Below are 19,647 nucleotides of genomic sequence, written 5' to 3'. Positions count from 1 at the left end.
TTAGCCGCTGTTGAGCGGCTTTTTTTATTTATGGGCAGATATTTGATTCTTTCAAAATGACCGTGACTCTGGGACAATGTAAAAATTGATCCAGAACAAGTTATGGCATATGAAATACTCATTGGCAGGTTATTGGCAGCTTTCTCCGCTGACTGATCTCACTGTTCCTCAGGATGATATCTGTTTTCCCGCACCGCTGAGCGAGGTTCTCCCTGTCACGCTTTCTGAAGCAGAGATTGCAGCACAGGAATGGCACCTTATGCACGATATTGAAGTGGATGATGAGCTGCTGAGTTATGTGGGAATCGATCTCGTTTTAGAAGGGATCGACCATTATGCGGAGGTCCGCCTCAATGGCGTTGCTTTGTTTGATTGTGACGGATTGTCATCCGTCTATCGGAAAGAGATTAAACCATTACTTCAGCCCGGCCGGAATCGGTTTGAGATTTTATTTCTCGAACCCGATGATGAACCCTTGATTGACGTTGTTCAACATCCGCTCTGTTTTCTGGGCAAAGAGCCGATCCGTCATTACGACTCACGCGTCGGTATCTGGCGGGAACCTTATCTCCAGTGTATCCGTCATGTCAGATTGACGCATTTGACGACAGAACAGGTATGGCATCACGGTGGTGGCTGTGAACTGCTGGTGCATATTTATTTTGAAATGCTAAAACCCGGATTGGTGTCTGCGGTAATTAAATTTGATGGGATGAGTTATCAGATCCCTATCGACATGAGAAGCGATCAGGCCAGTGCTATTTTTCAGGTTGAGGCACCCCGATATTTTGATCCCGGGCATCCGGATCCTCAGGATTTATATATATTAACCGTTCAATTGGACGGGCAGGAACAACGTTGTCAAATCGGTCTGAGTGAAGGGATATGTGTGACTCACTTTCCGCTGTGACGATTTGAACAAACGGACGATTAAAAAAGGTGCAGATTTATAATCTGCACCTTTTTGGTATACGCTTGTTTCATGTGGTTGAGATTAGAGCTCTTGAGGTTTGACAACCAGTACATGAATAGGAGAGTTCTGCACGACTTTACTGGCGACTGAGCCTAATACCACAATTATCAATTTTGGAGCGTTTGTGGCTTGGCATAATAATCAGGTCACTGCCCAGTTTCTCGGCATAATCCAAAATGGTGCTATAGGGTTTTCCTTCGGCAATGTGGAGGTGATAGACCACTTCTTCATCAATATGCGTTTCCGCAAAAGCTTTGAGTTGCGCTTTGACGTCGGCTTTCATGTTGGCGGCCGCATCTTTAGGAAAATAGGTCGAAACCATTGACATGTGAATACCGGGCAAAACATTGAGCAGATGTATTTCGGCATTGGAATGTTTTGCATGCCAGACTGCGATTTCTACCGCTTTATCGGCAAAGCCTTGTTCATTTAAATCAACAGGTACAAGAATATGTTTGTACATGGGTATATAACCTCTCTAGCCAGAATCGGAGCCATTATATGCCTGACCGGAGTCAGGCATATTGATATGGCATCTATTTTGATAATCTTATGCGGCGTTTTTGATTCCAGATCAATAATAACGTGAGGAATAATGCCGGAATAAATACCCACTCTTTCATTGGTCGCTCAGATTCGACGATGATTGAGTCAATTTTCCAGTCAAAGTCAATGCCGGAGGCTTCTGCCGGGCTACCGAATTCGACCATATCGACCATCATATCTTGTCCTTGCTGGGTCAGCATCAAGCCCATCGAACTGACTCTCTCTTCGGCTGTTTTGGCGCGCTCATCGAATGGCAGCCGAACCGTTTTCGTCACATGTTCACCATTCATTTTGTCACCAGAGACAACCAGCTCCAATGCTTCTCCGGGATGAAGCTTCTCCGTGACCTGATAGATATCAGGTCCCGGATACAGTTGATGCTCCGGATAGATCATGTCCCACCAGAACCCGGGTCGGAAGAATGTAAAGGTCAGAGCAAGGAGTAACACCGTTTCCCACCACTTATTCTTGGTAAACCACCATCCCTGCGTTGCAGCAGAAAACAGCAGCATTGCGACAATGGCGGAGAAAATGGTCAGCATTAAATGCCACCAAGTATCGATACCAATCAGTAACAGCTGGGTATTGAATACAAACATGAACGGTAAGATGGCGGTCCGAATATCATAGGTAAAGCCCTGAATACCGGTGCGGATCGGATCCGATTTGGCAATCGCGGATGCGGCAAATGCAGCCAGCCCTACCGGCGGTGTATCGTCAGCCAGAATACCGAAATAGAACACGAACAGGTGCACCGCGATCAAAGGAATGATCAGACCGTGTTGTGCTCCGAGCGTCACGATGACCGGTGCCATGAGGGTAGAGACCACAATATAGTTTGCCGTAGTCGGCAGCCCCATCCCCAGTATCAGACTGATCACTGCGGTAAAGATCAACATCATGATCACGCTGCCACCGGAGATGAACTCGACAAAGTCGGTCATCACCAGTCCGATCCCGGTTAAGGTGACCACGCCGACCACTGTCCCGGCGGCTGCCGTCGCAACACCGATACCAATCATATTACGCGCGCCGGATGCCAGACTTTCAAAGAAATCATTCAAGCCGACTTTTGCTTGGGCAGCAATATCACCGGATTGATTCATGAAAGCCATTAATGGGCGTTGGGTCAACAGAATGAAGATCATAAACACGGTTGCCCAGAATGCTGATAGCCCCGGAGAAAAACGTTCAACGGTCAAACACCAGACCAGTACCACGATCGGCAGCAGGAAGTGCAGACCTGATTTCAGCGTCGGGCCCGGATCCGGAACTTCACGTAAGTCCTCATCAATATCCATGGTTTGCCCGGCATAGCGGGAGGATATTTTGACCAAACCGACATAGGATGAGAGTAGCACCAAGGTGACGATAGGCGTTGCTGCCGAACCAAAGGCTGCTTTTGTCCAGCCGATACCGTAATAGACGATGGCACTGATAGCACCGAGTGCCAGAATTGTGCCGGTAAAAGACAGCACACTCTGAAGCAGGGTGACGGTTTTCCGCCGCGGCAGTCCTTCCATGCCAGCTTTACAGGCTTCGAGATGGACAATATAAATCAGCGCGATATAAGAGATGATAGCAGGCAGTGCAGCGGCTTTGATCACTTCCACATAAGAAATACCGACATACTCGACCATCAGGAAAGCGGCTGCACCCATGATCGGTGGTGTCAACTGACCATTGGTTGATGCGGCAACTTCTACGGCTCCGGCTTTGGTGCCGGGAAAACCGACACGCTTCATCAACGGGATGGTAAATGTTCCTGTGGTTACGACGTTCGCAATCGAAGAGCCGGAGACCAATCCAGATAATCCGGAAGCAACAACCGCAGCTTTGGCCGGACCGCCCCGCATGTGTCCCAGTAACGAGAAAGCGACTTTAATGAAGTAAGCACCGGCACCGGCTCTTTCGAGCATCGCACCGAACAACACAAACAAAAATACAAATGAGGTTGAAACACCCAAAGCAACCCCGAAGACCCCTTCGGTGGTGAGCCAGAGATGAGACATCGCTTTATTTAAACTTGCGCCTTTGTGCGCAATCACATCCGGCATATACGGTCCGGCAAAGGTATATGCGAGAAATACCATTGCCACCATCATCAACGGCGGACCTAAAGCCCGGCGTGTGGCTTCAAGAAGTAACACCATACCGATTACTGAGACAACAACGTCAACGGTTGTCGGGGCCCCTGAGCGTCCGGCTAGTGCTTCATAAAACAGATAAATATAAGCGGCGGAGAAGCTACCGAGTAATGCCAGTATCCAGTCAATCAGGGGAATGTGATCCCGGGAAGAGTTCTTCATGGCCGGATATGCGGTGAATGCAAGGAAGATTGCAAACATCAAATGAATTGAACGAGCCTGTGTGTCGTTGAGAACGGCAAAATCAAAAATGAATGGTAGCGGGGAAGCATACCAAAGTTGGAATAATGACCAACAGACCGGAACAACCCAGAGAATCCGGCCTGCAAGGCCCTTGGGATTTCGGGCACCTGTATCTGCCTGTGCCACCATATCCTGCACATTTGCCTGCGTCATGTACGTTATCCTTATTATTGAATTATTGATGGTCTAATGATGAAGTTACACCATGACTTTCACACCAACGGAAAGTCAGAAAAGATATTGCGAAAATTAAAATGAGTGATTCATGCAATACCAAAATATAAAATGAGGAGGCGTTCGGCCTCCTCATGATTTATCAGAGCGTTAGCCTGAGGAGATTCTTATTTGAGCAAGCCAACTTCTTTGTAATATTTGACTGCACCCGGATGAAGCGGAATTGAAATTCCCGCTTTCACCATGTCTTCTTTTTTCAGGTGAGCAAATGCCGGATGAAGTCTCTTGAAGGTATCAAAGTTTTCAAACACAGCTTTGGCTACGTTATAAGCAACTTTGTCAGGGACATCAGCACTGGTCACCAGTGTCGCAGCAACACCGAAGCTTTTCACATCCTGATCGGTTCCCCGATACATACCGGCGGGTACATCGGTATAAGTATAGTAAGGGTTTTCTGAGACGATCTTATCAATTTCCGGACCGGTTACAGGTACAAGTTTCGCATCACATGATGTGGTTGCTTCTTTGATGGAACCATTCGGATGACCGACAACGTAGATAAACGCATCGATTTTATTATCACACAATGCTTGGGAGCGCTCGGAACCTTTCAACTCAGAAGTGAGTTTAAAGCTATCTTTCGTCCACCCCATGCTATCCATGACAACTTGCATTGTTGCCCGGTCACCGGAACCGGGGTTACCGATGTTGACACGTTTGCCTTTTAAATCTTTGATATTGTTAATGTGGGCGTCGGTACGGGCAATGACGTTAAATGGTTCTGTATGAAGAGAGAACATTGCACGTAGTTTTTTGTAAGGACCTTGCTCAGCGAATTTGCTGGTCCCGTTGTAACCGTGATACTGCCAATCAGACTGGACGATACCAAAATCAAGTTCGCCGGAGCGAATTGTATTGACGTTATAAATGGATCCACCAGTTGATTCAACGGAGCAACGAATATCGTGTTCCTTGCGATCTTTATTCACGAGTTTACAGATTGCACCACCAGTTGGGTAATATACACCAGTGACCGATCCTGTTCCTATCGTAATGAATTCTTGCGCATTGACGGCAGCACTTGCACCGATGGCAGTAGCTGCAATTGCACTAAGTTTCATAATTTTATTCAATACCATGAATATTCCTTCCTTTTTCTTGTTGTCTCTCAGTGAATATAGACTGAAGAGAGTTCCTATTGAAGAAACAGCAACTTTTCACAATGACTCGAAAAGTGGGCCGATAATATCAAAAAATTGGCACAAAATTGAAATATTGTTAATGAAAATTATACATATGACAAAAATATCAGAGAAATATTTGGCAAAAGACAATCGAATTGGTGAGTGGAATCAATAGCTTAAATATGAGTAAAATCAAACACTAGAGATGTTGAAGATGTGATGTAAATCACGTTAATTACTTCAATAAGCGAGAAGTTGTTATTTTTATCACTAGTGTTTTATGCTGCAAAAATTATCCGAAATATTCAAAAAGTTCGCACACAGAACGGTGTAACTCTTCAACGGAAATTTGACGGGTCGGAGTAATGAAAATGGTATCGTCTCCGGCGACAACGCCCAGAATTCCTTCTGACTTACCGAGTGAGTCCAGTAAACGAGCAATGAGTTGTGCGGCTCCGGGGCCGGTGTGAATCACCACTAACGCCGGGTTATAATCGATATCAAGAACAAGCTCCCGCAGAGAACTTGAAACGGTAGGAACTCCCAATTCAGCCGGAAGACAGTACACCATTTCCATTTTGGCGTTGCGAGTCCGGACAGCACCAAATTTTGTTAACATCCTAGAGACTTTGGATTGGTTGATGTTCTCAAATCCTTCACTGCGCAGCGCTTCGACAATATCGCTTTGAGAGCCGAAACGTTCTTCTTTGAGCAACGCTTTAAATGAGCGGACTAACAGATCTTGTTTATCTACGTTTTTCATAATTTACTTAGCAAAGGCCTTTTCACCAATGAGTGGCATTGGCCTTATGGTTATCAAAATCACTACACAAGGTGAATAGAGACCTCATGTATCCTTTGAATATTTTCGCATAGTTATGCACAATGCTCCAACTGATTTAAATTTCAGTGTAGAGAATCAGTGTAAGTTATTTGGTATAAATGGATATATAAAGCATAACGTATTGTATTATCGGTAAAAATATTGTGGGGAACGCTTGCTCAGGCGAATGCTTCATACTGGTTCTTGCGTTACTTCGCAAAGCTGGCGCGAGTCAATTGTAATCAAGTTGTAATTGCTATAGCTTTTCCAGTTGCATAATTACCCTACAAAAGAAATATATCGAGAGAACGCTCAAGGAGAATTACAAATGAAAGTCGCTGTTATTGGTGCCGCTGGCGGTATCGGTCAAGCCCTTGCTCTGTTATTGAAGAATCATCTACCTACCGGTTCTGATCTTGCCCTTTACGATATCGCACCTGTGACACCCGGTGTGGCAAAAGATCTCAGCCACATTCCAACCCCAGTTTCAATCAATGGCTACTCAGGTGAAGATCCAACACCAGCCCTTGAAGGTGCGGATGTGGTGTTGATTTCTGCGGGGGTTGCTCGTAAACCGGGGATGGATCGTTCGGATCTGTTTAACGTCAATGCCGGGATCGTTAAATCACTTGCTGAAAAAATTGCGGTGGTTTGCCCTGAAGCATGTATCGGGATTATCACTAACCCTGTCAATACGACAGTTCCTATCGCTGCTGAAGTGCTGAAAAAAGCGGGTGTTTATAATAAGCGTAAATTGTTCGGCATCACGACGCTGGATGTGATCCGTTCAGAAACATTCGTCAGTGAATTAAAAGGAAAAAATCCGCTGGATGTAAACGTGCCTGTGATCGGTGGGCATTCTGGTGTGACTATTCTTCCTTTACTTTCTCAGGTCAAAGATGTCACTTTCTCTGATGAAGAAGTTGCTGCTTTAACACATCGTATTCAAAACGCAGGGACTGAAGTGGTTGAAGCAAAAGCCGGTGGTGGTAGTGCAACATTATCGATGGGGCAGGCTGCTTGCCGTTTTGGTTTGTCGCTTGTGAAAGCGCTTCAGGGTGAAGCTAATGTTATCGAGTGTGCTTATATTGAAAGCGATGGCGGTCTTGCACCTTTCTTTGCTCAACCGGTCAAATTAGGTAAAGATGGCATTGAAGAAGTGCTGAGTTATGGTGAATTGAGTTCGTTTGAACAAAAAGCACTGGACGGAATGTTGGATACATTGAATGGCGATATTCAGCTTGGTGTTGATTTCGCATCATAATCATTCGATATATTGAACAGAATGAAAAAGCTGGCTAAGCCAGCTTTTTTTACAATCGTTGAATTTTACAATAGTTGAACCGCTCTATTTGGTGCGGTGAACGGCGAGATGGGCCAGTGAAATCAGCGCGTCTTTATATTCGTTGTCAGGAATAATACTGAGTGCCTGAATGGCTTTGTCGGCTTCTTCCTGAGCTTTCTGTTGGGTGTAAGTGAGAGAGCCGGTCTGTTCCAGAATCTCAAGGATCTCTTCAAGGTGCTCCATACCATTTGATTTTTCGATCGCATCCCGAATCATTTGAACCTGCTCGGGATTTCCGGTGCGCATGGCATGAAGTAATGGGATCGTTGGTTTTCCCTCTGCAAGATCATCACCAACGTTTTTGCCCATTTCGTCACCATCTGATGTGTAGTCCATCAAATCATCAATGAGCTGAAAAGCAGTCCCCAGATAACGTCCATAATCTTGAAGTGCTTTTTCTATATCTGAACCGGCGTCGTTAAGGATAGCGCCGATCTGGGTAGCGGCTTCAAACAAACGAGCTGTTTTGGAATAGATCACCTGCATGTAGTTCTCTTCGGTGATATCCGGATCGTTGCAGTTGATCAATTGTTGGACTTCGCCTTCAGCAATCACATTCACTGCGTGACTCATGAGTTCCAGCACCCGGAGTGAGCCAAGTTGCGTCATCATTTGGAATGAACGCGTATAAATGTAGTCACCAACCAATACACTGGCAGCATTGCCAAAAGTCGCATTGGCCGTAGCTTTACCCCGTCGCATGTCCGATTCATCGACCACATCGTCGTGAAGTAATGTTGCGGTGTGTATAAACTCAATAAACGCAGCCGCTTTAGTATGCGCGTCACCGGTGTATCCCAGGGCGCGGGTAGAGAGTACTGCTAGCAGAGGACGAAGGCGCTTACCGCCACTATTGATGAGGTAAAAACCAAGCTGATTGATCAATGAAACGTCAGAATTAAGTTGGGCAAGAATTGTCTCATTAACTTTTGCCATATCATCGGCTGTGAGCGCTTGGATAGCTTTAAAATCCATTGTAAATCCGGCTGAAGTTCGATATTTGTAAGGAAGTAATGTTCTTTGAATTCGTTCATAATACACTAAAAAACAGGGATGAATACATGCTATAATGCTAGGCTCGAGAGACTTTTGCCCTATGAGTTGTTTTTCGCCAATTTTTTAAAAATAGAGCTTGTTTTAAAAACGGCATTCGCGTAGAATCTGCGCCCTATTGATGATTAGTTTAGCGCACACCCAAAATTACTCACATAGTAGGATGGCTGTGCGGAAAGAGCGGAGTAAAATATGTACGCTGTTTTCCAGTCTGGTGGTAAACAACACCGAGTAAGCGAAGGTCAAACACTTCGTTTAGAAAAATTAGACGTTGAAACTGGCGCAACTGTTGAATTTGATAAAGTTCTTCTGGTTGCTAACGGTGAAGAAATCACTGTTGGTGTGCCCCTTGTCGATGGCGGAAAAGTAACTGCAGAAGTTGTACAACACGGTCGTGGCGATAAAGTAAAAATCGTTAAGTTCCGTCGTCGTAAGCATTCTCGCAAGCAACAAGGTCATCGCCAGTGGTTCACTGAAGTGAAAATCACTGCTATCAACGCTTAAGTAGGAGAGTTTAACAATGGCACACAAAAAAGCTGGTGGTTCTACTCGTAACGGCCGCGATTCAGAAAGTAAACGTCTTGGTGTAAAACGTTTTGGTGGTGAGTCTGTCTTAGCAGGTAACATCATCGTTCGCCAACGTGGAACAAAATTCCATGCTGGAACTAACGTAGGTATCGGTAAAGACCATACGCTTTTCGCTCTATCTGATGGTAAAGTGAAATTTGAAGTAAAAGGTTCTAAAAACCGTAAGTTCGTTAGTATCGAAGCTGAATAATTTTAGTTTCCTGATGAATTTAAAAGCCCTGCCATTTGGTGGGGTTTTTTGTTTATTTCAAGTCTGTCAGTTTGGAATTTACGAGTTGAGTTTCCGGTATTGATGATGAAATGCTGAATTCTATTGTGAAACCAAAGTGATCGACTTCGGTTCTGATCTTCGGTGAGCAGATGTGATGTTTGCTTTGATCCGGAGACGATCCGCTTAAAGAATGTTATGAATGGATTTACCCGAAGCTCTGCTAAAATTTATAGCAAGTATCCGGGTAATGCTGCAACGCAAATAGTGCGGAGTGAAAGATGAAATTCGTTGATGAAGCTGTCGTAAAGGTTCAGGCGGGTGATGGTGGCAACGGCATTGTCAGCTTCTGGCGTGAAAAATTCGTCACGAAAGGCGGTCCTGACGGTGGCGATGGTGGTGACGGTGGGGATATTTATATTCTCGCGGATGAAAACTTGAATACACTGATTGATTACCGCTTTCAGCGCTTCTATGACGCTGAACGTGGCGAGAATGGACGTGGTGGCAACTGTACGGGAAAACGTGGAAAAGACAAAGTTCTTCGTGTTCCTGTAGGAACCCGGGCAGTCGATATCCACACCAATGAAGTGATTGGTGAAGTCGCTGAGCACGGCAAGAAGCTCATGGTTGCCAAAGGCGGCTGGCATGGTTTAGGCAATACCCGGTTCAAGTCTTCAGTCAATCGAGCACCGAGACAGAAAACCATGGGAACCAAAGGCGAAGTCCGGGAAATTCGTTTAGAACTGCTATTGTTGGCTGATGTTGGCATGTTGGGCTTACCCAACGCAGGAAAATCGACATTTATTCGAGCCGTTTCGGCTGCAAAACCGAAAGTGGCGGATTATCCGTTTACCACGTTGATTCCTAGTCTTGGTGTCGTGAGTGTTGTCTCTGAAAAGAGTTTTGTCGTTGCTGATATTCCCGGATTGATCGAAGGTGCTGCTGATGGTGCCGGGTTGGGGATTCGATTCCTGAAACATCTTGAGCGATGCCGTGTATTGTTACATATGATCGATTTGTTGCCGGTTGATCAAAGTGATCCGGCTGAAAACGCCAGAATCATTGTTGATGAATTGAGCCAATACAATGACAAGTTGTCACAAAAGCCCCGTTGGCTGGTATTTAACAAAGTTGATCTACTCCCTGAAGATGAAGCTGACAAGATTATTCAGTCTGTATTGGATGAGCTTGAATGGGAAGATGAATATTTCCGGATTTCTGCAATCAATAAACAGGGGACGCGTGAGCTTTGTATGAAGCTGGCTGACTTTATGGAATCTTTGCCAAAAGAAACGTCAGAACGGACTGAAGAAGAAAAAGTCGAATTTATGTGGGATGACTATCATCAGTCGGCAATGAATAGTCCTGATGTGATTACAGAAGAATGGGATGACGATGATTGGGATGACGACGATGATGATGATGGTCATGTGATCTATGTCCGAGACTAATCAATGCATCTAATTTTTTAAACCGCGATTTTTATTGCGGTTTTTTTTGTCTAAATCATTTTCCAACGTATCTTTTTCGGGCAAACTCTGAGTTTCGTATGCGATTGACGAATGGATTAGGTTGGGAAGGGAATCATGACATCGAAACAGAGAGCAGTCTCTCGTCTGATTGCTCAGGCGGGGCAGATGCTGTTAGCTCATGGAGCAGAGAGCACCTTAGTCGCGGATATCATGAGACGGATGGGGATTGCCAGTGACATGGATGAAGTCGAAGTTGCACTTACGGCAAATTCACTGGTAGTGACCACGGTTTATCATGCACATTGTATAACGACGGCACGCCGATGTCAGGATCGTGGCATCAATATGAAGGTTGTGACTGATATTCAACGTATTTGTATCATGATGGAAAAAGGTATTGTTGATTATCAGCTTGCGCAACAAAAACTAAATCGGATCACTCCACAGCGATATAATCGTTGGTTGGTGCTCGTGATGATTGGATTATCTTGTGCGGCATTTAGTCGTCTCGCTGGCGGAGACTGGCGTATCTTTGCTGCCACTTTCGTTGCTTCTTCTGTTGGTATGTTCGTGAGACAGGAAATTGCGCATCGACACTTCAACCCGCTGCTTAATTTTGCCGCCACGGCATTTGTGACTTCTTTGATTTCAGCGCAAGCCGTCAGTTATCAATGGGGAAATAACCCGACTTTAGTCATGGCTTGCTCTGTGTTAATGCTTGTACCGGGCTTCCCGCTGATTAATTCGGTTGCTGATATGTTGAAGGGGTATGCGAATACAGGGATCGCTCGGTTCATGATTGCATCGCTTCTGACGCTTTCAACTTGTTTAGGGATTATTGCAGCAATGTTTGTGACTGGTGTTTCGGGGTGGTAATGATGAATATAGATATGATCATGACGTTATTGCTGGGATTGTTGAACGACATGTTTTTTGCGTCAATACCAGCTGTTGGTTTTGCTCTGGTTTTTAACGTTCCCGTGCCGGCATTGAAATATTGTGCGCTGGGTGGTGCAATTGGTCACGGCTGCCGTTTTTTGTTAATGAAATATGGAATGCCGATAGAGTGGGGAACATTTTTTGCCGCAACACTGGTTGGTATGATTGGTGTTCACTGGTCTCATCGTTTTTTGGCCCATCCGAAAGTATTTACCGTCGCAGCATTAATTCCGATGGTCCCCGGAGTCTTTACTTATCGTGCCATGATTGCCATGGTGGAAATTAATCATCTCGGTTTTACACCGGAGCTATTTTCAGTGTTGATGGAAAATTTTCTGAAGGCGATGTTTATTATTGCTGGCTTAGCGGTTGGGTTGGCGGTTCCCGGCTTATTATTTTATCGTCGAAAGCCGGTCGTTTAGATTGCTTGCAGCACGAATCTCGATAGAATAGCAGCTGATTTTTTGATGTGATGGCGGTATTTCTATGATAATCAGTATGATCGCAGCGATGGCGAATAACCGGGTGATTGGTAAAGAAAATCAGATGCCTTGGCATTTACCTGCAGATTTTGCCTGGTTTAAACGTTGTACTCTAGGCAAACCTATCATCATGGGAAGAAAAACTTTCGAGTCGATTGGTAAGGCGCTTCCCGGGCGGCAAAACATCGTCATCACTCGCAACCCTCAGTTTCACGCAGACGGGGTCGATGTAACTGACTCGCTTGAAAATGCATTGACGCTGGCAGGCGAGGTGGATGAGGTTATGATAATCGGCGGGGGAAGTATTTATCAGTCGGGTTTACCGCTGGCTTCAAGGTTATATCTCACCTATATTCAGGCTGAAATTGACGGGGACACCCGTTTTCCGGATATCGGTGCTGAATGGTATGAGACTTATCGGGAAGTGTATCCACAAGATGAAAAAAATGCCTATGACATGTCATTCGTGATACTGGAGCAAAAGCAGGCTGAGTGAACGGTTGGTTCAGGTAGAGACTAGCCCACCTGAGAATTAACCAGTGCCGGTTGGCTGAACAGTTGCTGATCTTCCCAGCGGATCATCGTTAGTGTCCCGCCCCAGACACAACCGGTATCCAGTCCGATGACATCTTTTCTGACACAGCCTTCTAACGCAGCCCAGTGACCGAAAATAATTCGTTTCTCTATTGGTCTTGCTCTTGGGAGATCAAACCATGGGCGTAGTTGGGTGGGATCTACTGCTGAAGGCGGTAACTTACAGTCCATATCCAGTGCCCCGCTGGGGGTGCAGAAACGCATGCGGGTAAAGGCGTTAATGATATAGCGATAGCGTTCCAGACCGGAGAGGGAATCTCGCCACTGATTGGGCATATTTGAATACATATGCTCGATGAGCCATGGCCACTTTTCACTTTGGAGCAGTAACTCGATTTCCTGAGCGGCTTGCCGTGCTGTCGGCAGATCCCATTGGGGAGAAATGCCTGCATGGCAGACGACAAATTCAGGATGTTCTTGCAGGAGGGGTTGGAACCGTAACCATTCGAGAAGCTCATCTCTGTCCGGTGCCTGAAAAATAGCCGCTGTGCGATCTTTCTTTTTCAGCGGATGAATGCCGAGCGCAATCGATAGCAAGTGGAGATCATGGTTGCCTAATACGGTTTTGGCGGATGTTCCCAATGCTTTAATATAGCGGAGCGTTTCCAGTGACTTAGGGCCTCTGGCAACCAGATCACCGGCAACCCACAGTTGATCATGCCGAGGGCAGAAGTCAACTTGGGAAAGGAGGAGTTCGAGTTCGTCCAGACATCCTTGCAGATCGCCAACAATATAATTCGCCAATTCGATAGCTCCTCTTTGTTTAAAGCAACTCGTTTAAAACGATTCGTTTCAAGCTATTTGTTTCAAGTGATTCGTTTAAGACTATTCTTATTTAAGACAATTTTCGTTTAAAACAATTCGTCCTGAACACAAACAGCTAGTTTAGAATATGCGGAATGTAGAGGCGGAAAGGATCAATTTCCGCTGTAAATTCTTTTCCCTCACTGTCATGCATGATGTACTGTCCTTGCATGACACCTACTGGGGTTTCGAGGGCAGTGCCACTGGTATAGGTATATTCGTCATTGGATGCGATAAATGGCTGTTCTCCGACGACACCATCACCTTCTACGGACATCTGTTTCCCATTGGCATCCGTAATCAGCCATCTGCGCCCGATCAGTTGCACGGTTTCCTGACTGAGATTCTTTACCGTAATTACATACGCAAAAATATATCGGTCTTGTTCCGGGAGTGATTGTTCGGGGATATATTTGGTATGAACTTGCACTTTAATGCATGGCTTGGATATATCCATATAAAATCTCCTTACTCGGCGGTGCCGCGGTTTATACCGCGGCAATCATGCAGCTAGCTATTGCTGTCCAGCCAGTTTGCCATCGCGACAAACTGACTGAGAGATAGATTCTCCGGACGACTAGTCGGATTGATACCTAATTCTTCTAAGACAGAAACATCGAGTAATGACTTATAACAGTTACGTACGGTTTTACGCCGCTGATTAAATCCTTCCCGACAGACTCTGTCGAGCCATTTGAGACTGGTTGTCGGATGAGGTAATTCCTGATGTGGGACGAGTCGAACGACAGCTGAATCCACTTTTGGCGGCGGGACAAATGACTCCGGCGGTACTTCCAGTACCGGTATCACCTTACAGTAGTACTGAGTCATCACCGTCAGGCGTCCGTAGGCTTTGGTCCCGGGCCCGGCTGCGAGTCGGTTGACAACCTCTTTTTGCAACATGAAGTGCATATCCTGAATTTGATTTTGAAATTCAAACAGGTGAAACATCAAGGGCGTTGAAATATTGTATGGCAGGTTACCAAACACTCGCAGTTTGTTTTGAGATTGTACCAATTGGCTAAAATCAAAACGTAACGCATCCGCTTCGTAAATTGAGAGCTTGTCTTTTAAGTCAGGATGATTTCTAAGCCGTTCGGCCAAATCACGATCCAGTTCGACGACAGTGAGTTTATCGACTTCTTTTCCGACTGGCTCTGTCAGCGCCCCTAGTCCGGGGCCTATTTCAACCAGATTTTGTCCGGGCTTCGGGTTAATTGCAGTAACAATACCATCAATGATATAAGGATCATTGAGGAAGTTTTGACCGAAGCGTTTTCGGGCTTTGTGCCCTAAGTGGACATCATTTTTCATCATCATCAATTACTTTGTTCTTTTATTTACTAATTCGATGGCTTGTTGCAAAGCCGTTTTCAAACTGCCGGTATCGGCGGTTCCTGTGCCTGCAAGATCCAAGGCTGTACCATGATCAACCGAAGTGCGGATAAAAGGCAGCCCCAGTGTAATATTGACCGAGCGGCTGAATCCTTTATATTTTAGTACAGGAAGCACCTGATCATGGTACATGCCTAAAATTGTATCAGCTTGCTCGAGATACTTGTCATGAAATATCGTATCGGCCGGCAGAGGCCCGGTGAGGTGCATATTTTCCTCATCTCTTAATGAGTTCAGAGCCGGTGTGATCGTTTCTATCTCTTCATTGCCCAAGCACCCATCTTCACCGGCGTGAGGATTCAGTCCACACACATAAATATGTGGGTCGTCAATCGCAAACTTTTCTTTCAGGTCGTGATGAAGGATACGGATAATGCTTTGGAGACGTTCGGTCGTAACGGCTTTGGAAACATAAGCAAGTGGAATATGCGTAGTCACCAAAGCAACCCGAAGCCCTTCTGTCGCAAGCATCATCACCACAAGCGGGGTATTTGATTTTTCGGCAAAAAATTCGGTATGTCCGCTGAAGGCAACCCCGGAACGATTAATCACTCCTTTATGGACTGGGCCTGTGACGACGGCATCAAATTCGCCGCTCAGGCAGCCTTCTGTTGCTCTTTCCAATGTTTGCAGTACGTAGCGACTATTGGTTTCATCGAGCTGTCCGGCAGTGACAGGCGTTGCCAGCGCGATATGTTCTACGACCAGTGAGCCAGCCTCTTGAGCAGCCGGGGGTTGCGCAGGATCATAATCATTGAGTGCAACATTGAGACCCAGCAAGGCTGCCCGCTGTTGTAATAGGGATTTATCTGCACAGACCACAATTTGATGTGACCAGTCTTCCTGAGAGAGTGCCAGCACAAGATCCGGACCAATTCCTGCTGGTTCTCCGGCGGTGACTACAATACGCTTAATTGTCATTTCCATCGTCCTTGAGCCGTTCAATAAAAGCACTCGCTTTTAGCTCTTGAATCCATGTACTGGATTCTTCATTAAACTTGCGATTAAACAGAATTCGATAAGCTTTGTTTTTCTGCGCAGCATCGGTCTTATCCACCTGACGACGGTCCAAAACTTCAACAATATGCCAGCCGTGAACGGTTTTAAATGGCTTACTGATCTGGCCTACCGGCAGGGTTTCAATCTGATGTTTGAATTCCGGCACATAAATATCCGGTGACTGATAGCCAAGTTCACCTTGTTGTGATGCTGACCCCGGATCCTGACTGTATTGCTCAGCAAGTTCGCCAAAAGTCGCTTCTTTGTTATGAATTTTCTGAATGAATGAGTTCAGCTCTTTTTGGGCGCCGGCATCGCTTAAAATAATGGAGGTTTTGAGCAGAATATGGCGTGCATTGATCTCTGTGACGGACACGGTTTGTAGCCCTTTCACATCATCAATTTTCAAAATGTGGAGTCCGACACCACTACGGAATGGGCCTATAATCGTCCCTTTACTTTGCATCTTGATTTGATCCGCGAAAATGGTCGGCATTTCTTCTTTTCTCATCCAGCCCCAGTCTCCACCTTCCAGCGCTTTGGGGCCTTTTGAATAGGTGAGTGCCAATGTTCTGAAACTTTCACCTTTGGCGAGTCGGCGAACTAACGATTTTGCCAGTGCTTCGATTTTAGATTTATCATTGTCACTATCGATGCGGAGCTGGATATGGCTGATTTTGTACTGAACGGAGGTATCAGTTTCTTGATTGAGGATCTCAGCCAGCGAGTCTACTTCTGCCGGTAAAATATTAATTCTACGGCGCACGAGTGCATTACGTGCTTCTGAGATGGCTATCTCATCACGGATTTTTTCTCTGAAAGTCTCGTAGCTGACGCCAGCCTGTTCAATTGATTTTCTCAGTTCCTGTACCGTTTGGTCATTTTGTTTGGCAATCTCTTCAATCGCCTGATTTAAACGATTATCATCAATTTTTACCCCGATACGATCAGCTTCCTGCTTTTGCAGAGTGTCTGCAATGAGTTTATCGACAACCTGTGCACGGATGACATTGTCCGGTGGAAGTGTTTGATGGTGACGCGCTGCATTCGCTTTAAACAGATTCATCTCCGTTGCTATATCACTGGTTAAAATCGTACTGTTATTGACAATCACGGCCATACGATCCAGTTCGACCGGCGTTGCACGAATGTTCAGACTATAAAGGCTGATGATTGTGATTAGAAAGTATTGCCACAGTTTCATCGAAAATCCTATTGATTGGGCATATTGCATATGCCGCTTGTTGTTCAAAAATATAAATGATTTACAAACACCGATATCAAAGCAACGCATGAGCTCGGCGGCTTTCCACACGATTGCTTTTGATGTATACCATTAGTTATTTAGCATGAAGGGGCGCCCATAACCAATTGCACTCGACGTTAATTCATTGCTATGCGTCATATTTGTTCCCAGACCAATAATCCCGATATTGACACTCAGGTTGTTTTCATACACCGCTTCGGCATCAGGATATTGTTGGAACGACGGCGTCCATTTATCCAGTTCCCGGCTGTACGTCAGGCCGATAAACCAGCAGTCAGAAATATAAGTCAGGTTAGCCTGCCACTCTAATGGGTTGTCTGTGGTGAGATCATAATAGTAGAGTGCTTTCGTTTGCCATTTCGGACTAATATTGTATTGTGCAACGACACCAAGTTGTGAAATGCCATCTTTGGTCAGAGAGTTGACGTCCAGTGTGTCACCGACGGTATCCTCAATATATTCTTGGGTGACATAACGGTAGTTGGTCTGAATAAAGCCTTTATCATGACGGTACTCAAGGGTGCTGTTAGACAACTGTACACGAGACGTGTCAACGTCATATTGGATACCCCCATGATAGAACAACGTGTCGTCATAGTTGAAATCCATTTCTACAGCCCAGGCTGAATAATCTGAGTTTTCGTCGGTTGTTGAACGATTAAAGTTATCTTTCAGACCTTTATCCAAATAGAATATCTGCCCAAAAGCGATATTTAAGCGTTCTTTATATTGATCATCGAAAAAGCGTGAGGCTGCCCCATAGCTAATTTGGTTAGCCGGGGCGATAAAGTCAACGCTACTGTATTTACGGCTCCTGAACAGGCCATAGTAGTCGGTCTGTAACAGGGTCGTATCGTAACGGGCTATGTCGCTCTGATCTCTCTTGGGAATATAAAGATATTGCACCTGAGGTTCCAGTGTTTGGGTATAACCATCTAATACGACGGTATTCCGTTCAAGGATCAGGCCGACATTCGAGCGAAATTCAGGAATATCTCTGGACACATTTTCTTTATAGCCCTTTGAGGCATCAACCCCGTCTAAGTCTTGTTGATAATAGGTTGAAAGTAATCTCGCCTCTGTTGTCCAGGTTCCCCAAGTGGCCCCGAGCGGAATCTTGATGCCCGGTTCAATATGAACACGGGTTGCTGAAGGGGAGTCATTTTCATCGGTATCGAATCTGGATACATGGCTAACCAAGTCAAAATCAAGATAACGCATCAGCTCTGGGGCGTAATAGTTAAATGCAACCTGAGGCATTAATTTGTACGGTTGGTTACCTGTTGTCGTCAGGATCTGAAAATCCCGCGTAAGCAGAGAAAGATCCCAGTTGTTCGAACGGTAACTGACACTCGCTTCTTGGGTTAACTGACCATCTTGTCGGGTCCCGATTTCTGAACCTAGATCTGAAAAATAATCGATGTCACTGACTTCGGCGTAATTGATTGCTAGCGCCCAAGATTTATCATAAATACCGTAATGCGTGAGCTGGAATCCCCAGCGGTCGTCTTCTTCCGGATATTTTTTATCATCCGGCAGATATTCATAAGTAATATCGCCGTTTCCGAAGGCATTCAAATAGCGAAAATGACTGTTCAGTTGTGTGCCCCGGTTTTCCATGTATTTCAGATCAGTCTGCAAATCATAGTTGGGGGCAAGGTTCCAGTAGATCGGGACATTCAGTTGAAATCCGTCTTTTGAACCGAAAGAAAATGTCGGGTAAAGAAATCCGGTTTTCCGCGTGTCTCCGATCGGCACACTCAGTAGTGGTAAATAGAGTAGGGGAACGCCCAACACTTCCATTCGGGGATTGTAAAATGTTGCGGTTTCTTCATTCTGGTCAATCGAAATACTGGACGCTTTTAAACGCCAAGCGTTATCGCCGTCAGGACAGGACGTGATCGAACCATCTTCTATTTCATACATTGCCTGACCTGTTTTGGCGACATAAACCGCATCTCCGCGACCGGGCTGGCAGAGAAAATGATAATTAGTATTTTCCAGAGTCAGCTGGTCGGTATTGAGGTTATTGGTTGCTCGCTCAGAGACAGCTTGAACTTCACCATCATCGAACTTGACATTCCCCTGTGCGACCACAATGTTATCTTTCTGATGTAGGGTGACGGTATCGGCAGTTATCCGTTTTTTTCCCTGAACTACGACAACATTACCGGCGTATGTTGCTTTATCGCCATTGACTGCTTCGAGTTTATCCGCTTCAACATTTATGGGTTGCTCATTCTGGTTGGTTGGTTCGATGTCTCCGGCGCGGCACTGACCGATGGTGACCGTATTGCTTTGCGGAGTGGTTTCTGCATAACTATATGGGATAAAAAGTGCTGCACAGATCGAAGCAGCTAGCAACGAACGAGGAAAGTCTGACATCTAGTTGTGTTATCCTGTTAAAT

At 45.5% G+C, this 19,647-nt stretch carries 18 protein-coding genes and 1 pseudogene; 8 read left to right on the top strand and 11 right to left on the bottom strand.

Translation table 11 applies throughout. The annotated features are described in order from the left end of the window. Positions 1-109: 109 nt before the first annotated feature. Positions 110-910, top strand: a complete 801-nt coding sequence (locus tag AC55NX_RS09590; RefSeq protein ID WP_496995518.1) for a glycosyl hydrolase 2 galactose-binding domain-containing protein — start codon at positions 110-112, stop codon at positions 908-910. Between the two features lie 84 nt (positions 911-994). Here the strand turns inward: AC55NX_RS09590 and AC55NX_RS09585 are convergent. The 4 genes and pseudogenes from AC55NX_RS09585 to argR all read right to left on the bottom strand — a co-directional run bounded on the left by AC55NX_RS09585 (position 995) and on the right by argR (position 6,030). Next, a pseudogene (locus AC55NX_RS09585) lies at positions 995-1,436 on the bottom strand (universal stress protein). Positions 1,437-1,509: 73 nt separating this feature from the next. Continuing rightward, on the bottom strand, positions 1,510-4,062 hold the full coding sequence (locus AC55NX_RS09580) for a TRAP transporter permease (protein WP_496995517.1): 2,553 nt from the start codon (positions 4,060-4,062) through the stop codon (positions 1,510-1,512). A 188-nt stretch (positions 4,063-4,250) separates the two neighbouring features. Beyond that, positions 4,251-5,222: a TAXI family TRAP transporter solute-binding subunit gene (locus AC55NX_RS09575; RefSeq protein WP_496995516.1), complete on the bottom strand. Its 972-nt coding sequence runs from the start codon at positions 5,220-5,222 to the stop codon at positions 4,251-4,253. 337 nt (positions 5,223-5,559) lie between these two features. Further along, positions 5,560-6,030, bottom strand: a complete 471-nt coding sequence (gene argR / locus AC55NX_RS09570) for a transcriptional regulator ArgR (protein WP_059123289.1) — start codon at positions 6,028-6,030, stop codon at positions 5,560-5,562. A 388-nt stretch (positions 6,031-6,418) separates the two neighbouring features. On the opposite strand from argR, the gene mdh reads away from it, so the two are divergent. After that, positions 6,419-7,354 carry a malate dehydrogenase gene (gene mdh, locus AC55NX_RS09565; protein ID WP_496995515.1) on the top strand — a complete coding sequence of 312 codons (936 nt, stop codon included), beginning with the start codon at positions 6,419-6,421 and terminating at the stop codon, positions 7,352-7,354. Positions 7,355-7,438: 84 nt separating this feature from the next. Here the strand turns inward: mdh and ispB are convergent, their stop codons facing one another. After that, complete coding sequence (ispB, locus tag AC55NX_RS09560; RefSeq protein WP_496995514.1) at positions 7,439-8,410, bottom strand: octaprenyl diphosphate synthase; 972 nt, start codon at positions 8,408-8,410, stop codon at positions 7,439-7,441. A 270-nt stretch (positions 8,411-8,680) separates the two neighbouring features. Here ispB and rplU point away from each other — a divergent pair, with 270 nt between their 5' ends. The 6 genes from rplU (at position 8,681) to folA (ending at position 12,676) form a co-directional block, all read left to right on the top strand. Continuing rightward, positions 8,681-8,992 (top strand): 50S ribosomal protein L21, encoded by a 312-nt coding sequence (gene rplU / locus AC55NX_RS09555; protein WP_496995513.1) that lies wholly within the window; start codon positions 8,681-8,683, stop codon positions 8,990-8,992. 16 nt (positions 8,993-9,008) lie between these two features. Next, positions 9,009-9,266, top strand: a complete 258-nt coding sequence (gene rpmA, locus AC55NX_RS09550) for a 50S ribosomal protein L27 (RefSeq protein WP_021019784.1) — start codon at positions 9,009-9,011, stop codon at positions 9,264-9,266. 299 nt (positions 9,267-9,565) lie between these two features. Further along, the gene (gene cgtA, locus AC55NX_RS09545; RefSeq protein ID WP_496995512.1) at positions 9,566-10,738 is read left to right on the top strand and encodes an Obg family GTPase CgtA; all 1,173 of its coding nucleotides are present in this window, start codon (positions 9,566-9,568) and stop codon (positions 10,736-10,738) included. A 135-nt stretch (positions 10,739-10,873) separates the two neighbouring features. Further along, positions 10,874-11,635 carry a threonine/serine exporter family protein gene (locus AC55NX_RS09540; protein ID WP_496995511.1) on the top strand — a complete coding sequence of 254 codons (762 nt, stop codon included), beginning with the start codon at positions 10,874-10,876 and terminating at the stop codon, positions 11,633-11,635. Between the two features lie 14 nt (positions 11,636-11,649). Then, on the top strand, positions 11,650-12,120 hold the full coding sequence (locus AC55NX_RS09535) for a threonine/serine exporter family protein (protein WP_496995583.1): 471 nt from the start codon (positions 11,650-11,652) through the stop codon (positions 12,118-12,120). A gap of 64 nt (positions 12,121-12,184) precedes the next feature. Continuing rightward, positions 12,185-12,676: a type 3 dihydrofolate reductase gene (gene folA, locus AC55NX_RS09530; RefSeq protein ID WP_496995510.1), complete on the top strand. Its 492-nt coding sequence runs from the start codon at positions 12,185-12,187 to the stop codon at positions 12,674-12,676. Positions 12,677-12,696: 20 nt separating this feature from the next. Here folA and apaH read toward each other — a convergent pair whose 3' ends face one another. The 6 genes from apaH to lptD form a co-directional block, all read right to left on the bottom strand. Next, entirely contained in the window at positions 12,697-13,518 is an 822-nt protein-coding gene (gene apaH / locus AC55NX_RS09525) for a bis(5'-nucleosyl)-tetraphosphatase (symmetrical) ApaH (RefSeq protein WP_496995509.1), read from the bottom strand. A gap of 136 nt (positions 13,519-13,654) precedes the next feature. Further along, positions 13,655-14,035 (bottom strand): Co2+/Mg2+ efflux facilitator ApaG/CorD, encoded by a 381-nt coding sequence (gene apaG / locus AC55NX_RS09520; RefSeq protein ID WP_496995508.1) that lies wholly within the window; start codon positions 14,033-14,035, stop codon positions 13,655-13,657. Positions 14,036-14,088: 53 nt separating this feature from the next. Beyond that, positions 14,089-14,892: a 16S rRNA (adenine(1518)-N(6)/adenine(1519)-N(6))-dimethyltransferase RsmA gene (rsmA, locus tag AC55NX_RS09515; protein WP_496995582.1), complete on the bottom strand. Its 804-nt coding sequence runs from the start codon at positions 14,890-14,892 to the stop codon at positions 14,089-14,091. Between the two features lie 9 nt (positions 14,893-14,901). Continuing rightward, the gene (pdxA, locus tag AC55NX_RS09510) at positions 14,902-15,894 is read right to left on the bottom strand and encodes a 4-hydroxythreonine-4-phosphate dehydrogenase PdxA (protein ID WP_496995507.1); all 993 of its coding nucleotides are present in this window, start codon (positions 15,892-15,894) and stop codon (positions 14,902-14,904) included. Beyond that, positions 15,884-17,176 carry a peptidylprolyl isomerase SurA gene (surA, locus tag AC55NX_RS09505; RefSeq protein WP_496995506.1) on the bottom strand — a complete coding sequence of 431 codons (1,293 nt, stop codon included), beginning with the start codon at positions 17,174-17,176 and terminating at the stop codon, positions 15,884-15,886. The genes pdxA and surA overlap by 11 nt, the downstream gene beginning before the upstream one ends. 132 nt (positions 17,177-17,308) lie before the next feature. Beyond that, positions 17,309-19,624, bottom strand: coding sequence for an LPS assembly protein LptD (gene lptD, locus AC55NX_RS09500; protein WP_496995505.1), 2,316 nt, complete (start codon positions 19,622-19,624; stop codon positions 17,309-17,311). Positions 19,625-19,647 lie beyond the last annotated feature (23 nt).

Source organism: Vibrio rubrogenes (genome assembly GCF_059641415.1).
The sequence above is the reverse complement of the archived record's forward strand: the minus strand, read 5'-3'. Positions and strand labels throughout refer to the sequence as shown.

Coding starts and splice junctions, on each gene's coding strand:
- AC55NX_RS09590 (WP_496995518.1), top strand. CDS start 110: ATGAAATACTCATTGGCAGGTTATTGGCAGCTTTCTCCGCTGACTGAT.
- AC55NX_RS09580 (WP_496995517.1), bottom strand. CDS start 4,062: ATGACGCAGGCAAATGTGCAGGATATGGTGGCACAGGCAGATACAGGT.
- AC55NX_RS09575 (WP_496995516.1), bottom strand. CDS start 5,222: ATGGTATTGAATAAAATTATGAAACTTAGTGCAATTGCAGCTACTGCC.
- argR (WP_059123289.1), bottom strand. CDS start 6,030: ATGAAAAACGTAGATAAACAAGATCTGTTAGTCCGCTCATTTAAAGCG.
- mdh (WP_496995515.1), top strand. CDS start 6,419: ATGAAAGTCGCTGTTATTGGTGCCGCTGGCGGTATCGGTCAAGCCCTT.
- ispB (WP_496995514.1), bottom strand. CDS start 8,410: ATGGATTTTAAAGCTATCCAAGCGCTCACAGCCGATGATATGGCAAAA.
- rplU (WP_496995513.1), top strand. CDS start 8,681: ATGTACGCTGTTTTCCAGTCTGGTGGTAAACAACACCGAGTAAGCGAA.
- rpmA (WP_021019784.1), top strand. CDS start 9,009: ATGGCACACAAAAAAGCTGGTGGTTCTACTCGTAACGGCCGCGATTCA.
- cgtA (WP_496995512.1), top strand. CDS start 9,566: ATGAAATTCGTTGATGAAGCTGTCGTAAAGGTTCAGGCGGGTGATGGT.
- AC55NX_RS09540 (WP_496995511.1), top strand. CDS start 10,874: ATGACATCGAAACAGAGAGCAGTCTCTCGTCTGATTGCTCAGGCGGGG.
- AC55NX_RS09535 (WP_496995583.1), top strand. CDS start 11,650: ATGATCATGACGTTATTGCTGGGATTGTTGAACGACATGTTTTTTGCG.
- folA (WP_496995510.1), top strand. CDS start 12,185: ATGATAATCAGTATGATCGCAGCGATGGCGAATAACCGGGTGATTGGT.
- apaG (WP_496995508.1), bottom strand. CDS start 14,035: ATGGATATATCCAAGCCATGCATTAAAGTGCAAGTTCATACCAAATAT.
- rsmA (WP_496995582.1), bottom strand. CDS start 14,892: ATGAAAAATGATGTCCACTTAGGGCACAAAGCCCGAAAACGCTTCGGT.
- pdxA (WP_496995507.1), bottom strand. CDS start 15,894: ATGACAATTAAGCGTATTGTAGTCACCGCCGGAGAACCAGCAGGAATT.
- surA (WP_496995506.1), bottom strand. CDS start 17,176: ATGAAACTGTGGCAATACTTTCTAATCACAATCATCAGCCTTTATAGT.
- lptD (WP_496995505.1), bottom strand. CDS start 19,624: ATGTCAGACTTTCCTCGTTCGTTGCTAGCTGCTTCGATCTGTGCAGCA.